Annotated in this window: 12 protein-coding genes; all 12 read right to left on the bottom strand. The window is 38.2% G+C overall.

Annotated elements, in window-relative coordinates:
* Window positions 1-29 precede the first annotated feature (29 nt).
* The 12 genes from ruvA to L1I30_RS00780 all read right to left on the bottom strand — a co-directional run bounded on the left by ruvA (window position 30) and on the right by L1I30_RS00780 (window position 17,012).
* Window positions 30-614, bottom strand: a complete 585-nt coding sequence (gene ruvA, locus L1I30_RS00725; protein ID WP_236132332.1) for a Holliday junction branch migration protein RuvA — start codon at window positions 612-614, stop codon at window positions 30-32.
* 80 nt (window positions 615-694) lie between these two features.
* Window positions 695-2,983 (bottom strand): NADP-dependent malic enzyme, encoded by a 2,289-nt coding sequence (locus L1I30_RS00730; protein WP_236132333.1) that lies wholly within the window; start codon window positions 2,981-2,983, stop codon window positions 695-697.
* A gap of 56 nt (window positions 2,984-3,039) precedes the next feature.
* Entirely contained in the window at window positions 3,040-3,966 is a 927-nt protein-coding gene (gene queG / locus L1I30_RS00735; RefSeq protein ID WP_262911011.1) for a tRNA epoxyqueuosine(34) reductase QueG, read from the bottom strand.
* Between the two features lie 2 nt (window positions 3,967-3,968).
* Window positions 3,969-5,300, bottom strand: a complete 1,332-nt coding sequence (locus L1I30_RS00740) for a cytochrome P450 (protein WP_236132334.1) — start codon at window positions 5,298-5,300, stop codon at window positions 3,969-3,971.
* Between the two features lie 26 nt (window positions 5,301-5,326).
* Window positions 5,327-6,349, bottom strand: a complete 1,023-nt coding sequence (gene ruvB, locus L1I30_RS00745) for a Holliday junction branch migration DNA helicase RuvB (protein ID WP_236132335.1) — start codon at window positions 6,347-6,349, stop codon at window positions 5,327-5,329.
* Window positions 6,350-6,483: 134 nt separating this feature from the next.
* Window positions 6,484-8,307, bottom strand: a complete 1,824-nt coding sequence (locus L1I30_RS00750) for a cytochrome c oxidase subunit I (protein ID WP_236132336.1) — start codon at window positions 8,305-8,307, stop codon at window positions 6,484-6,486.
* 19 nt (window positions 8,308-8,326) lie between these two features.
* Window positions 8,327-9,457, bottom strand: coding sequence for a cytochrome c oxidase subunit II (locus tag L1I30_RS00755; protein ID WP_236132337.1), 1,131 nt, complete (start codon window positions 9,455-9,457; stop codon window positions 8,327-8,329).
* A 30-nt stretch (window positions 9,458-9,487) separates the two neighbouring features.
* Window positions 9,488-10,861 carry a quinol:cytochrome C oxidoreductase gene (locus L1I30_RS00760; protein ID WP_236132338.1) on the bottom strand — a complete coding sequence of 458 codons (1,374 nt, stop codon included), beginning with the start codon at window positions 10,859-10,861 and terminating at the stop codon, window positions 9,488-9,490.
* Between the two features lie 26 nt (window positions 10,862-10,887).
* Window positions 10,888-11,562 (bottom strand): c-type cytochrome, encoded by a 675-nt coding sequence (locus tag L1I30_RS00765; RefSeq protein WP_236132339.1) that lies wholly within the window; start codon window positions 11,560-11,562, stop codon window positions 10,888-10,890.
* A 5-nt stretch (window positions 11,563-11,567) separates the two neighbouring features.
* On the bottom strand, window positions 11,568-12,095 hold the full coding sequence (locus L1I30_RS00770) for a DUF3341 domain-containing protein (protein ID WP_236132340.1): 528 nt from the start codon (window positions 12,093-12,095) through the stop codon (window positions 11,568-11,570).
* Window positions 12,096-12,099: 4 nt separating this feature from the next.
* Entirely contained in the window at window positions 12,100-13,899 is a 1,800-nt protein-coding gene (gene nrfD, locus L1I30_RS00775) for an NrfD/PsrC family molybdoenzyme membrane anchor subunit (protein WP_236132341.1), read from the bottom strand.
* A 38-nt stretch (window positions 13,900-13,937) separates the two neighbouring features.
* On the bottom strand, window positions 13,938-17,012 hold the full coding sequence (locus L1I30_RS00780; protein WP_236132342.1) for a TAT-variant-translocated molybdopterin oxidoreductase: 3,075 nt from the start codon (window positions 17,010-17,012) through the stop codon (window positions 13,938-13,940).
* Between the last annotated feature and the right edge of the window lie 26 nt (window positions 17,013-17,038).

Below are 17,038 nucleotides of genomic sequence, written 5' to 3' on the forward strand. Positions count from 1 at the left end.
ATTATTCCTCAATGTTGATTAAAATATAATTATAATTTTTTCAAAGCTAATTTAATGATAGTCTCCACGGTAGGGTCTGTGGTTTGCTTCATTATGGAATCTACAACCTTTTCAGCAGACTTGCGGGCGAAGCCTAAGGTTTCTAATGCTGATAACGCTTCTTCTTTGTTTGTATTGTTCTGAGAAATAAAAACTTCCCCTTCTCCAAATACTTTTAAGATTTTATCTTTTAAATCTAAAATAATACGCTGCGCTGTTTTAGCTCCTATCCCTTTTATGCTTTGAACAGTTGCAGTATTACCTGCAGCTATGGCATCCATAATTTGTTTGGGCTCTAGAGAGGAAAGCATTGTACGGGCAGTACTTGCTCCTACTCCCGAAACCGAGATTAATAATCTGAAAAGTTCTTTTTCTGATTTCTCCACAAATCCAAAAAGCGTATGGGAGTCTTCTTTAACTTGTAAATGGGTAAAAAGACTAACCTCTTCAGAAGAATTATTTAATAATGAAAAAGTATGTAAGGATATATGAACAAAATATCCTACTCCATTGCATTCTACAACAACATGAGTAGGATTTTTTTCTTTTAATTGCCCCTTTAAATGATGAATCATAAGTGTACTAAAAATTAGTACTCAAATGTACTAAAATAAACAAAAGCCCCAAGAAATTAACATCTTGGAAGAATGGCAATTTATTTGCTTTGAACCTTTTTACCTTTTTCTTGCGCATCTACAACTGCAACTGCAGCCATATTAACCATTTCCTCAACACTGGCACCTAATTGAAGAATATGAACAGGTTTATTCATTCCCATCATTATAGGTCCAATAGAATCAGTTTTATTCAATTCCTTAATAAGCTTGTAAGTACCATTAGCTGATTCTAAATTAGGAAATATCAAGGTGTTCACCTTCTTTCCTGCTAATTTTGAAAAAGGGAATTTGTTTTGTAGCATTTCCTTATTCAATGCAAAATCTACCTGTAATTCTCCGTCAACTTTTAACTCCGGGTGGGATCTATGTAAATAAGTAACAGCTTCTTTTACCTTTCTCGCTCGTTCGTTTTTGGAAGAACCAAAATTGGCATAAGAGATCATTCCTATTACAGGATCTACACCAAACAATCTCGCAGTTCTTGCAGTCATTAATGCGATTTTTGCCAAGTCTTTTGCAGAAGGATCTATATTAATGGAAGTATCGCTAATAAATAGCGGCCCTCGAGAAGTATTCATCAAGTTAGTGGCAGCCACTCTATCTATTCCTTTTGCCATTCCTATAAGCTCCAGCATAGGCTTCACAACCGTTGGATATGCACGAGAGTAGCCAGACAATAATGCATCGGCATCACCTTCATTTACCATCATGGCGGCAAAATAATTACGCTCACGCATCAATTTCTCGGCATCGTACTTAGTGACCCCGCTTCTGTAACGCGCTTTCCAATACACATCGGCATAGGCACTGCGTTTTTCATCTTCATCATCAGACTTTGGATCGATAATCGTTACATGAGAATCGTCAAAGTCAATTTCCTGCATCAACTCTTTAATCACTTTACTTCGTCCCAATAAAATTGGTATCCCCACTCCTTCTTCCTGTACTATTTGCGCAGCTTTCAAGACATCTAAATGGTCGGCTTCAGCAAAAACAATTCGCTTAGGATTGGTCTTAGCGCGGTTCATCAGCAAACGGGAAACCTTATTATCGCTACCCATACGTTCCAGCAACTCATCTTCATATCGTTCCCAATCTAAAATAGGGCTCTTCGCCACCCCACTTTCCATTGCTGCTTTTGCAACTGCAGGTGGAACTTTTGCGATAAGTCTAGGATCGAAAGGCTTCGGAATGATATATTCAGGACCAAAATTCAATTTGGTTTCTCCATAAGCAATATTCACCTGCTCTGGCACCGGTTCTTTAGCAAGCTCTGCAAGTGCTTTTACCGCAGCCATTTTCATAGCTTCATTAATTTTAGTAGCTCTAACATCTAAAGCTCCTCTAAAAATGAAAGGAAAACCAAGTACGTTGTTTACCTGATTAGGATGATCGCTTCTTCCAGTGGCCATAATAAGATCCTTACGGGTGGAAACCGCTAGATTATATTCGATCTCAGGGTCAGGGTTTGCCATAGCAAAAACTATAGGCCGCTTAGCCATACTTTTCAGCATTCCCGGAGTTACGATATCTGCAATTGAAAGCCCTACAAAAACATCGGCATCTTTCATAGCTTCTGTTAAGGTATCGATCTTTCTTTTAGTTGCAAATTCGAGTTTTTCAACAGACAGAGACGCGCGGTCTGCCCGAATAACTCCTTTACTGTCCAGCATTACAATATTCTCAGCCTTCGCGCCAAAAGCCTTATATAACTTTGTACAGGAAACGGCCGCTGCACCTGCCCCACTTATTACTATCTTAACTTTTTCAATCTTTTTCTTAGCAATTTCCAAAGCATTCAGCAAAGCAGCAGCAGAAATAATGGCTGTTCCATGCTGATCGTCGTGCATGACAGGAATATCAAGTTCTTCCTTTAATCTCTTTTCTATTTCAAAAGCCTCGGGCGCCTTGATATCTTCTAAATTGATCCCCCCAAATGTAGGAGCGATGTTCTTCACTGTAGCTATAAACGATTCTACATCTTTAGTGTCTACTTCAATATCAAAAACATCTATATCTGCAAATATTTTGAAAAGTAAGCCTTTACCTTCCATCACCGGTTTTGAAGCCTCCGGGCCAATATCTCCCAATCCAAGTACCGCTGTACCATTGGATATTACTGCAACAAGGTTTCCTTTTGCAGTGTATTTATAAGCGTTCTCTTTATCTTTTTCTATTTCCAGACAAGGGATGGCAACACCGGGAGAATATGCGAGAGAAAGATCTCTTTGAGTTGCATATTTCTTAGTAGGCACTACCTCAATCTTACCGGGTTTTGGCTTGGCATGATATACAAGCGCCTCTCTTCTCTTACTATCCTTACTCATATATTAGTTTTAATTCTATACGACAAAGATAGCAAGGAGGAATAGAGTGAAGAAACTTAATCTTTCAAAAACTCGATATTTCGTTTTAAACCTTCAAATTTGGTTCTCTTTACTGCCGATTTTTTAAAAATCTCATTAAAGGTCTCTTTTGTAAGTTCTTTCCACTCTTTTTTATTCATTTCCAATACCTGAGGATGCGGACTAAAAAGAGGCTCGCTATGCGCCTTTGAAAACTTATTCCACGGGCAAACATCCTGACAAACATCACAGCCAAACATCCAGTCATCAAACTGATTTTTATAGGATACAGGCAGCTCTTCCTTTAATTCTATCGTAAAATACGAAATACATTTACTGCCATCTACTTTGTAAGGCTCTACAATAGCCTGGGTAGGGCAAGCATCTATACATGCAGTACAACTTCCGCAGTGATCGGTTACGGGAAGATCATATTCCAGGTCTACATCAACAATAAGCTCTGCTATAAAATAAAAGGAACCCACCTGTTTAGTAAGCAGGTTTGAATTCTTGCCAATCCATCCCAAACCACTTTTTGCCGCCCATGCCTTATCTAGTACCGGTGCCGAATCAACAAATGCCCTACCTTCTATGTCGCCAATGTGTTCTTTCATAAATTGAAGCAGCTCCTTCAGCTTATCCTTTATCACAAAATGATAATCGGTACCATAGGCATATTTGCTGATCTTATAAGAAGATGGATTTTGAACTTCTGAAGGAAAATAATTAAGCAATAATGAAATAACACTTTTTGATCCTTCTACCAGTTTAGTAGGATCCAAACGTTTATCGAAATGATTCTCCATATACCGCATTTCGCCATGCATATTATTGTTTAGCCAGCCTTCCAATCGCGGCGCCTCCTGCTCTAAAAATTCCGCTTTTGAGATTCCGCAGGACATAAAGCCCAAACGTTTTGCTTCGGTCTTGATAAGCTGCGAGTATTTTGAAGGATTATTAAACAATCTTATCTCAAATTAAATTCTAAAAATGCCTCCTCGGGCTTTAGTGTTATCAAAGGTTTTATTTTGATATTTTCTGTTTTTGCTGAAATCTTAAATTTTTCAACCACTTCAGCAGTAGCTAGAATCATCTCATACATTGCAAAATTATTGCCTATGCACATTCGTGGACCGGCACCAAAAGGATAGTAATAAGCAGAATACTGCAGGGCTTTCCCTTCAGCAAACCTATCCGGATCAAACTTTTCAGGCTCTTGCCAAAATTCTTTACTTCTATGAATCTCGAATAAAGAGAACAACAAATTGGAACCTTTTGGAATTACCAGATTTTCAAATGTATCTTCTTCAAAATTTACGCGATCTATAAAATAAACAGGAGGATATAAACGCATGGATTCTTCTATTACCTGCTTGGTATAAGAACAGGATTTAATGAACTCCATAAGAGAAGTACTTTGTGCTCTAGCCGATCTTACCTCGGTAGCTACTTTCTCTTGGACCTCAGAGTGTCTTGCCAAAAGTTCACAAGTAAAAGTGAGTGCATTTGAAGTAGTCTCATGGCCTGCCGTAAAAATTATAAGAATCTCATCTATCAGCTGCTCGGCATCCATTCCATTTCCATCTTCATATCGCGCTTCAAGCAACATATCTAAAAGGTCACCTTTTCTTTCTTTGCTTTCCTTGCGATCCTGTACCAGTTTCTTTAAGATATCCCGTGCCTCAAGAGTCAGGTCCTTGTTTCTTGCAAGTTCTCCGCTTAAATGAAACCACCATTTCTTAAAAGGTTGCCGCAACTCCTTAACCAGCATGCGTTGTGCCGATTCTGTTATATACTGAAGGCGATTGATATCCTTTTGGTTGGCTGCGCTACTGAAAAGCGACTTTACCACCGTTTGAAATGCAAGATCATTAAAGATGGGGAATACATCAATAGGTGCATTAGTGGTAATCTTATCTAATTCGGCAGTAATTGCTTTCTGAATAGCAGTGAGGAGCTGAACCAACTGTTTCTTATGAAAAGTAGGCTGAAGAAGTTTGCGTTGCTTTTTCCAATGATCTCCTTCTGAAGTTAACAGACCTTTACCAACATATTTAGCGAGCTCCTTTGTTTGAATCTCCGATTTATGATAATTCTTATGGTTCTTTTGAAGTACATATTGCGCCAATTTAGCATCTCTGGAAAAAATCATCGATTTCCCAAAGCCTAAATTCACTCTAAAAATAGCCCCTAATTTTTCGAAATTCTCATGATGAAAAGGCAGTGGATTTTTCAATATCTGCCCTGCTCTACTCAAGAACCGAAACACAGACACCGATGGAATCCCATTTTTAGACATAGTGAAAAAGCTTTATTTGAAATAATTTAAAAGAGTCCGCCTTGCGTATTCCCTTTAACTCTCCCCAAATGTTTGTATGCCAATTCGGTTACTTCCCGTCCTCTGGGAGTTCTATAAATAAACCCTTGTTGTATCAGGAAAGGCTCATACACTTCTTCAATAGTTTCAGCATTTTCGCTTACGGCAGTTGCTAAAGTAGAAAGACCAACCGGCCCACCCTTAAATTTATCTATAATTGTGGTAAGTATCTTATTATCCATTTCATCTAACCCATGAGCATCTACATTTAATGCTTTTAAACTGAATTTAGCGATCTCGATATCAATCTTTCCATTTCCTTTTATTTGAGCAAAATCACGCACCCTACGAAGTAAAGCATTTGCAATACGAGGTGTACCTCTACTTCTACCTGCAATTTCTATCGCTGCATCTATAGAAATTGGCACTTTTAATATTTCAGCACTACGCTCAATAATGGTGGATAAAAGTTCTGTTGTATAATATTGAAGTCGGCTGGCAATACCAAACCTCGCTCTCATTGGGGCTGTAAGTAATCCTGATCGGGTTGTAGCACCAATCAAGGTAAAAGGATTCAGATTAATTTGCACCGTACGAGCATTAGGCCCGGTCTCAATCATGATATCTATCTTATAATCTTCCATAGCAGAGTATAAGTACTCCTCAACTATGGGGCTTAATCTGTGGATCTCATCTATAAAAAGCACATCTCTCTCTTCGAGATTGGTAAGAAGTCCCGCCAAATCTCCTGGCTTATCTATTACAGGCCCGGAGGTAACTTTAATTCCCACATTCAATTCATTAGCCAGAATATGTGCCAAGGTAGTCTTTCCAAGTCCAGGAGGGCCATGAAATAAGGTATGATCTAGTGCTTCTCCCCGCATATTTGCAGCCTGAACAAAGATCTTTAGATTCTCCAACACCTGATCCTGACCTGCAAAATCATCGAAACTTAAGGGACGTAATGCCTTATCTATGTCAATTTCTTCAGAAGAAAAGTTCTCTCCGGTAGGATCTAAATGTTCGTTCATAACTGGGAATGGGATTTTTCAATATTATATACCCTAAAAAAAATTCAGTAGAGCAATAATGTGAGTGCTACAAATATAAAAGAAAAAAGCCTCTTCAAAATGAAAAGGCTTTTAGATTATAATAGAGGATAATATTAATGATTTAATTCTTCCTCATTTTCCTGAAGAGGTACGTTTTGTGGAACAAAATCTTGCCCCGGAATAACGTATTCTCCATTCTCGTTTGTTTTACTATAGTCGTAAGACCATCTGTAAACTGATGGAATTTCTCCCGGCCAGTTTCCGTGGATGTGCTCTACAGGAGTAGTCCATTCTAATGTATTTGCATTCCATGGGTTTTGAACCGCTTTCTTTCCGAAGAAAATAGAGCTAAAGAAGTTCCATAAGAATACTACCTGTACTGCTGCTGTAATAATAGCAAATACTGTAATTACCACATTCACATCAGAAAGATCATCGAAATATGGAAAAGCAGTATTGGTATAATAACGTCTTGGCAATCCTGCCATTCCAATAAAGTGCATTGGGAAGAATACTCCGTAAGCTCCAATTGCAGTTACCCAGAAATGGATATATCCAAGGTTTTTATTCATCATACGTCCAAACATCTTTGGGAACCAGTGGTAAACCCCAGCTAGCAATCCATAAAGTGCAGAGATACCCATTACCAGGTGGAAGTGAGCAATTACAAAATATGTATCGTGAACGTTGATATCTAAAGTACTATCTCCTAGAATGATCCCAGTTAAACCTCCAGTAATGAATGTTGAAACAAAACCGATAGAGAATAACATTGCAGGGTTCAATTGTAAATTCCCTTTCCACAATGTAGTGATCCAGTTAAAGGCTTTTACTGCTGAAGGAATTGCAATCAACAATGTTGTAAAGGTAAATACAGAGCCTAAGAATGGATTCATACCAGAAACGAACATATGGTGACCCCAAACAATAGTTGAAAGGAATGCAATTGCAAGAATAGAAGCAACCATAGCACGGTAACCAAAAATTGGTTTACGAGCGTTGGTAGCCATAATTTCCGATACCAATCCCATTGCTGGAAGAATTACAATATATACTTCAGGGTGACCTAAGAACCAGAATAAATGTTCAAAAAGAACTGGCGATCCACCTTGGTGACTTAAAACTTCCCCTTGAATAAAAATATCACTTAAGAAGAATGAAGTACCAAAACTTCTATCCATAATAAGCATTAAAGCCGCTGATAATAATACAGGGAATGAAACAACCCCAATAATAGCAGTAACAAAGAATGCCCAGATTGTTAAAGGAAGTCTAGTCATAGACATTCCATTAGTTCTAAGGTTTATTACTGTTACTATATAGTTCAAAGACCCTAATAATGAAGACGCAATAAAGATAGCCATAGAACTTAACCAAAGCGTCATCCCTAATCCTGACCCCCCAATAGCCTGTGGCAATGCACTAAGCGGAGGATAGATGGTCCAACCTGCAGATGCCGGTCCAGCCTCTACAAATAATGAGCTTAACATAATTGCACAAGAGATAAAGAACAACCAGTAAGAAACCATGTTAAGGAATCCTGAGGCCATATCTCGAGCACCAATTTGAAGCGGAATAAGCAAGTTACTAAAGGTACCACTTAACCCGGCCGTAAGCACGAAGAATACCATGATAGTACCATGAATGGTAACCAACGCCAAATAGATCTCTGGAGTCATAACTCCATCTGGAGCCCATTTATCACCTAATAGAAAGTTAAAAATGGCAAAAGATTGTTCGGGCCATGCCAATTGCATTCTAAAAAGAACTGACATTAAAATACCTATAATACCCATTATAAGACCGGTTATAAGATATTGCTTTGCAATCATCTTATGATCTGTACTAAATATATATTTAGTTATGAAGGTTTGCTTATGATGATGCCCATGGTCATCATGTGAATGATCCAAAGTTGCGTGTCCTACTGCTGACATATCTTTAATTCTTTAACTTTTAATTGTTTTCTTTTTCAACTACTGCTACTTCTGCTGTTTCGGTGGAAACTTCAAGTTGTGATTCTTTTTGAGCTGCCATGGCTTCCCCAAAAGTTTGCTGCTTCTCTAACCAAGCTTTATAATCCTCTTCACTTTCTACAACAATCTTCATTTGCATATTATAATGCGCCTGACCACAAATTTTGTTACATAACAAGTAGTATTCAAATTCATATGAATCTAATGGAGCCTCTCCAGCCTGCATCAAATCCTTTGAATTGTCTTTTCTGATTTCATTGATATTAGCAACCTTATCTACCATATACTCACTACTTCTCATTTCTTCAGAAGTAATTGTTGGAGTAAATCCAAACTGAGTGATCATACCGGGTACTACGTTCATTTGAGCTCTAAAATGAGGGAAGAAAGCAGAATGTAAAACATCTTGAGATCTAAACTTGAAAAGAACTGGTTTTCCTACAGGTAAATGAAGTTCAGTAGTAACTACATCGTCTTCACCATAAGGATCACTTTCGTCTACCCCAAGTTGGTTAACACCTTCAATGAAACGAACATTGGCTCCACCTAAAGTATTATCTTCTCCAGAATATCTGGCTCTCCAGGCAAATTGATAAGCATATATCTCAACAATCATTGGATCTTCCTCTTCGTTGATATTCATAATATCAGACCAAGTGAATAATCCGTAGATAATTAATCCAGCAAGAACAATTACAGGAATAATGGTCCAAATGAATTCCAGTTTATCATTATCAGCATAAAACAAAGCTTTTCTTCCTTTTCTACCTTGATATTTATAGGCAAACCAGTGCAATAAACCTTGAGTGATAATTTGAACAAACATGATAATCGCTATAGATAAGAACATTAAGTTATCTACATGGCTCCCATGCTCTGATGCTGCTTCTGGCAAGTAGAATTTGCTATAATTCCAGAAACAGTAAATAGTGATTACATAAAGTAAGATAACAAACAACAACATGAACATTCCATGTGTTTTGTTATCCTTATCTGTTGCAACCTGCGAAGAATCTATATCGCTGCCCTTTGATAAATCGAATATCTTGGACATTTGCCATAAGGTTACGGCAAAAAGCGCTATTACTATGATTACTAAAAATACAGTCATTTTTTTATCTCTTCTTTAAACAATCTTATATTAATAATGGAAATGTTGGCTCTCTTTAATAAACGGATTGCGTTTTGGTAATAGTGGCGCTTTTGTTAGAGCATTAAACACAACAAAGACAAATAATCCACCAAAGAACAATAAAGCGCTTATCTCAGGGATACCTATAAACCATTCCTTTCCTACGGTTGCCGGCATAATCATTACAAAAATATCCAAATAATGTCCAAGTAGTATAATTATACCACCCATTATTACGAACAAATTGATACGCTTGTAATCGCTGTTCATTAAAATAAGAACAGGAAATACAAAATTCATTACAACCATTCCAAAGAAAGCTATATTATAATCTTCTATTCTGGTAATAAAGTAGGTTACCTCTTCCGGTATATTTGAATACCAGATCAACATAAATTGAGAGAACCATAGGTATGTCCAGAAAATACTAAATCCGAACATGAACTTAGCAAGGTCATGGATATGTGAATCATTCACATATTCTAAATATCCTCTAGATTTTAAGTACATAGATATTAAAGCAATAACCGTAACTGCTGATACTATCATACTTGCAAATACATACCATCCAAATAATGTACTAAACCAGTGTGGATCTACACTCATAATCCAGTCCCAAGACATCATAGATTCTGAAACAAGGAAGAATACTAAAAATCCTGCTGCCAGTTTAAAGCTTTGTTTGAAATATCTACCATCGGTAGCTTCATCAATTCTCAAAGAGTTTCTTCTTAATAAATATCTGAATATGTTCCATCCAATAATATAAATAGCTGCTCTTAATAAGAAGAAAGGCACATTTAAGAAAGATGATTTATGCTGAATAAGTTCATCTTTAGCAACAACTTCGGGATCCATCCAAACAAATAGATGGTTTAGATGTAAACCTGATAACAATAAAATTGCAAAAACAATTAAACTTCCAGGCAGCAAATAAGCTGTTATACCTTCCATCACTCTAAATAACACCGGAGACCAACCTGCCTGCGCTGCATACTGTATAGCATAAAATGCCAACGTAGCCAATGAGATCATAAAAAAGAAGAATGCCGCAACATATAATGCAGCCCATGGTTTGTTTTGTAACTGATGTAGAACGTGCTCATAATGTTCGTCTCCATGAGCTTCAGCTTCGCCATGTCCTTCTGCTTCATGCTGACCTACCATTGCATGGCCTTCTTGGGCATGTTCAGATGCCATTGCGTGTGAATCCTGCTCAACAACTTCAGCCTCGGCCGATTCATGATGCCCCTTAGAAGCCATCATCTCCTTTACATCTTCTATGGTTGAAGGAGCGGCAATAAAACCATAAACAAGTCCTATAGCACCAACAATCATAAATATAATTGCCGTTAATTTTAATTTACTGGATAGCGTGTACATATTAATATATCTAAATGCAGTTATTTTTAGTGTGTACTTTCATTAGCGTGTTCCTCTTCCGAAGAAGCTCCTTCTGCATTAACAGCAGGAATAAGATTTTCTTTAGCAGTAAGATCTTCACTTTCAAATGCTCTTTCCGGAGCACCTTCTAAGGCTCCTTTCAATTTCATTACATAGTGATCTATTTGCCAACGCTCTTTAATACTTGTTTGTGAAGCATATGATCCCATTGAGTTCAATCCGTAATACATTACATGATAAACACTCCCTTCGGTGATAGCTCTTCCTGCATCATCGTAACTAGGAACACCAAGAATTTTTTCGCGTTCTACTAAAATACCTTTACCATTACCTTGATCTCCATGACATACTGCACAGTAAATGGTATATAACTGCTGTCCTGAAGCTAAATTCTCTTCTGTATATGGAAGCGGGTTTTTTCCTTCAGCCTTAGCTTGTGCATAGCCTTCAGATGAATTCTCAAAATCATAAGGCATCCATCCACGAGGTATTGTTCCTTCTACAGGTAATTTTGCTTCCTGTTCCCCTACAAAAACATCATATTCTCCATAAGCTTCGTAAGGTACTGGCTCATACATATCTGGAAAATACTGATAGTTTGGGGCACCCTTATCAAAACAAGAGGTAGCCGAAAATGCTACTAGTACTAGTACTATTGATTTCTGAAATAAACTTCTCATTCTGTTTATTTATTATCTATTAATTTAATTTCAAGAGCCCCTGTATCGTATAAAAACTTTGAAAGCCCATCCACATCGTGATTCTCTGCATCAATCTCCATAAGGAAATGATCATCTGTAGTTCTTACATCTGGATTTTCAGCAGTTTTAAAAGGCCATATTCTACTTCTCATGTAGAAAGTGATCACCATAAGGTGAGCGGCAAAAAACACCGTTAATTCGAATATAATCGGCACAAATGCCGGAAGGTTTTGAAGAAAGCTGAAACTTGGTTTCCCACCAATATCCTGTGGCCAGTCTTCAATCATGATAAAATTCATCATGGTAATTGCCACTGTCATTCCCACCAACCCATATAAGAAAGAAGCGATAGCCAATCTTGTTGGCGCAAGCCCCATTGCCTTATCTAGTCCGTGAACCGGGAAAGGTGTGTAAACTTCTGCAATATGATAACGGGCGTCACGTACTTGTTTTACAGCTTGCAACAGCAAATCGTCATCGGTATAAATAGCGTGTATAACTTTTGATGCCATCCTTCTAGTTATTATTATTAAGTTTAATTGCCTGAGCTACCCAATCTTCACTTTGTGTTGCTGGAGGGAAGTTCTCGATCACTTCATTCAACAATTCAAAATCTATCGATTGTAATTTGCTCACTTGTGCAAAAGTATATATTCCAACTTGATGCAAACGCTGTTGCAACATTGGCCCTACAGCAGTAAGCTTTGTAAGATCATCTGCTGATTGCAATGCTGGATCGTAAGCTCCAATTCTTGCAATCATTTGATCAAGTTGATCCTTCTGAACTTCCGAAGAAACCAGACCATCAGCATTTACAGTAGCTTCATGTTCTCCTGTGGAATTCAATGTATCATCTTGCATTTTATTATGAAGACCTTCAGCAGTATTTGCACTTGGCTCTCTTACCACAACATTACGGTGATCTACATGGTCCCCATGTTCAGCACGCAGCATTTTGTATTTAGCACCTGAAGATTTCAGAATAGTTTTTACTTCTGCCTGTGCAATTACAGGGAAACTTCTAGCATATAACAAGAACAATACAAAGAAGAATCCAATAGTTCCAATGAAAATTCCAATATCAACAAAAGTTGGAGAGAACATCGTCCATGAAGATGGCAAGTAATCTCTGTGTAATGAAGTTACAATAATTACAAAACGCTCGAACCACATCCCAATGTTCACTATAATAGAGATAAAGAAAGAGAACATGATACTTCTTCTCAATTTAGGGAACCACATGAACTGCGGAGAGAAAACGTTACACGTCATCATTGCCCAATATGCCCACCAGTAAGGTCCGGTTGCTCGGTTCAAGAAAGCATATTGCTCATACTCTACTCCAGAGTACCAAGCGATAAATAATTCGGTAATATAAGCACATCCAACAATAGAACCAGTAATCATGATTACTATGTTCATTAATTCAATATGCTGAATGGTAATATAATCTTCTAGATTAGAAACTTTACGCATGATAATCAACAAGGTGTTCACCATGGCGAATCCTGAGAATACCGCTCCTGCAACGAAGTAAGGAGGGAAGATGGTGGTATGCCATCCAGGAATTACAGAAGTTGCAAAGTCAAAAGATACAATCGTGTGTACAGAAAGTACCAAAGGAGTTGCTAAACCAGCAAGTACTAAAGAAACTTCTTCAAAACGCTGCCAGTCTTTAGCTCTACCGCTCCATCCAAAACTCAAGATCCCGTAGATTCTCTTTTGAAAAGGCTTTACAGCTCTATCACGTATCATGGCAAAATCAGGAAGTAAACCTGTCCACCAGAACACTAATGATACAGATAAATATGTTGATATCGCGAATACGTCCCAAAGTAATGGAGAGTTAAAATTAACCCATAACGATCCAAATTGGTTAGGAATAGGAAGTACCCAATATGCTAACCATGGACGCCCCATGTGAATAATTGGGAACAATCCAGCCTGCATTACAGAAAAAATTGTCATCGCCTCTGCAGAACGGTTAATAGCCATTCTCCATTTTTGACGGAATAAAAGCAATACAGCAGAAATAAGAGTTCCTGCGTGCCCGATACCTACCCACCAAACGAAGTTGGTAATATCCCAGGCCCAGCCTACGGTTTTATTCAATCCCCAGGTACCAATACCGGTAGAAACAGTGTAAATTATACAGCCTAACCCCCAAAGAAAAGCAATAAGGGAAATAGAAAAAACTATCCACCATGATTTATTGGCCTTTCCTTCAACCGGTGCAGCCACATCTATGGTTACATCGTGATAGGTCTTATCTCCGGTAACTAAAGGCTTTCGTATAGGTGCTTCGTAATGAGACATATCCTTTTATAATTGATTCTTTAATTATTTACTTGTTGTTATACTTCTGAAGTATTTCTTATTTTGGTCTGATACATCACATTAGGCTTAGTACCTACCGACTCCAATAAGTGATACATTCTTTTATCCTCTTTCTCCTTAACGATTTTAGCAGACTTGTCATTCACATCCCCAAACACCATCGCACCTTTATCACAAGCTGCAGAACATGCTGTATGGAATTCACCATCTTCTATAACTCTACCATCACGCTTGGCATCAAGAATAGTTTTCTGTGTTTTTTGCATACACATAGAACATTTTTCCATCACCCCTCTTGAACGTACGGTTACATCAGGATTCAATACCATTCTTCCTAGATCGTTATTCATATGATAATCGAACTCATCATTTTTAGCATAGTTGAACCAGTTAAAACGACGCACTTTATAAGGACAGTTGTTAGCACAATATCTTGTACCTACACATCTGTTATAGATCATCTGATTTTGACCCTGGCGACCATGAGAAGTTGCCGCTACCGGACATACTGTTTCACAAGGCGCGTGGTTACAGTGCTGACACATTACAGGCTGGAATACTACTTCCGGATTATCTGAAGGACGCTCTAATTCTCCAAATTCAGATAAAGAACTAGACAAACCTGCAATAGCTTCTTTCTTTTCTACATCACCAGTAAAACTGTCTTGAGAAGAGTAATATCTATCGATACGCAACCAGTGCATATCTCTGGATTTTCTAACTTCTTCCTTACCAACTACAGGTACATTATTCTCAGAGTGACAAGCAATTACACAAGCACCACATCCTGTACAAGCATTTAGATCGATAGAAAGATTGAAATGATGCCCCACCTCTCTATCAAAGCTTTCCCAAAGATCTACCTCTGGTGAAGTAACAGGAGTTTCCATATGGTTCAAAGAAACCTCAGGAACCTTGTTCCACTCATGCTTATCTTTAGTATTGAAGATCTCTAAAGTGGTTTCCTTTATAATATCTCCTCTACCCATTAAAGTATTTTGCAACTGAACACATGCAAATTCATGTACCCCTGAAGCTTTTTCTATACTTACATTTTGAACGGAAGTTAAATTCTTATAAAGAGGGTAGGCATTCACACCAACTTGCATCTCTTTTTGAACAGCTTCCTTTTTACCATAACCCAAAGCAAGACCCACAGAGCCCTTAGCTTGACCTGGCTGGATGATGACTGGAACATTCTCCACAACAACACCGTCCATTTTTACATTTACATAACTCCCATTTAGCGCTCCGTCGGCAACATTTTCATTTACTAAATCTAAGGCATCTGCATCAGCTTTAGAAATAGTTAAGTAGTTATCCCATGAAGCTCTGGTAATAGGGTCTGGCATCTCTTGCAACCACGGGTTGTTAGCCTGCTGACCATCACCCATAGACACCTTTGTATAAAGCGTAAGCTCCATACCTTTATTTTCAGCGTTTGCAGAAAGATTTCTTGCAGCCGTACTAGCATCAACTAAAGAACCAGTAGCAGCACTCTCTGAAACAGCCGGTGAAGTTCCTTCAAACACACCATCATGCAATGCCTCATTCCAAGCACCAGAAGCTAAAGTAGCATTCCAGGTTTGCTTGATATATTCGTAGTAAGAAGTGTCATTTCCACTCCATTTCAATAAACATTCTTGAAATTGTCTAGTATCAAACAGAGGTCTGATAGTAGGCTGCATCAAGCTGAAATTATTCTTTGTAAACTGAATATCACCCCAACTCTCCAAATAATGAGGAGTAGCAGCAACATATTTACAAAGCTTAGCTGTTTCATCCTCTTTCATAGAAAAAGCGATAGAAACTTCAATATTTTTTAATGCTTCTGAAAATTCCTTTGCATCTGGCAGGCTATAAGCTGGATTAACACCAGCAAACATCACAGCACCAACATTTCCAGATTTCAGATCAGCTACAAGTTTTCCAACCGCTGCAGCATCACCCTGACGTATCATTCTAGGATTAGCCGTATCGATAACCTGACTGTTCAAAGCTTCGTTTATAGCAAGCACTAATGTTTGAGCATCGGTATCAGGTAAGCCGGTTACCACTACCGCCTTACTACCAGCTTTTCTTAGTTGCGCTGCTGCTTTCACAACCGCATCATCTATATAAGCAGGAAGCTTACTTGTAGAAGAACCTCCAACAATATACCCGTACAAACCAGCCAACACAGCTCTTTGCTGAGATGGAGTTGAAGGAACACGCTTATCGGCATTTGCACCTGATAATGACATATTCGCCTCGAACTGGATATGACGAGACATTTTTCCATTTTTAGGAACTCGTGATTTAGCATAACCCGCATCAAAACCTCCCCCATGCCAATCACCTAAGAAATCTGCACCAACAGAAACTATCGTCTCAGCTTTAGAAAAATCGTAATTCGCCAAAGCTCTAACACCATATTTGGCTTGAAAAGCATTAAGCGCAGCATCTTCAGAAACCGCATCGTACACTACATGGCGAACATTAGGGTATTTAGAAGAAAAATCGTTTATTAACTTAGAAGTAGATGGGCTCGCAAATGTTTGAGTTACCAGCAATATTTCTCCTGATGCATTTTGCAATGCTCCCCCTACTTGTTTATCAAACTCCTCCCAAGAAACGTTTTGACCTTTCACCATTGGGCGCTTCACTCGTTTGCTATCATATAAAGATAACACAGAAGCATTCACCCTAGCATTAGCCCCACCTCTGGAAGTAGAAATAACATTATTATCAATCTTAACAGGACGACCCTCACGCGTTTTAACCAACACGCTAGTAAAATCGAACCCATCAGCTATAGTGGTTGCATAATAGTTTGCAACACCCGGAACTATACGCTCAGGTTGCACCACATATGGGATTGACTTAATTACAGGACCCTCACAAGCAGCAAGAGAAGCTGCAGCAGTACTAAAACCAACATACTTCAAGAAATCACGACGCGTAGTAGACGATGTACTTAGAGAATCCTTATCCCCCAAAAACTCGTCATTCGGAATTTCTTCTGCAAATTCATTCTGTTGGAGCGCCTCAACAATAGAGCTATTTTCTTTTAGCTCTTCAACACTTTTCCAGTATTTCTTGTTTGATGACATATATATCTAGATATTAACTTCTTTAT

The organism is Gillisia lutea, from assembly GCF_021568705.1.
In the GTDB taxonomy this organism is placed as follows: domain Bacteria; phylum Bacteroidota; class Bacteroidia; order Flavobacteriales; family Flavobacteriaceae; genus Gillisia; species Gillisia lutea.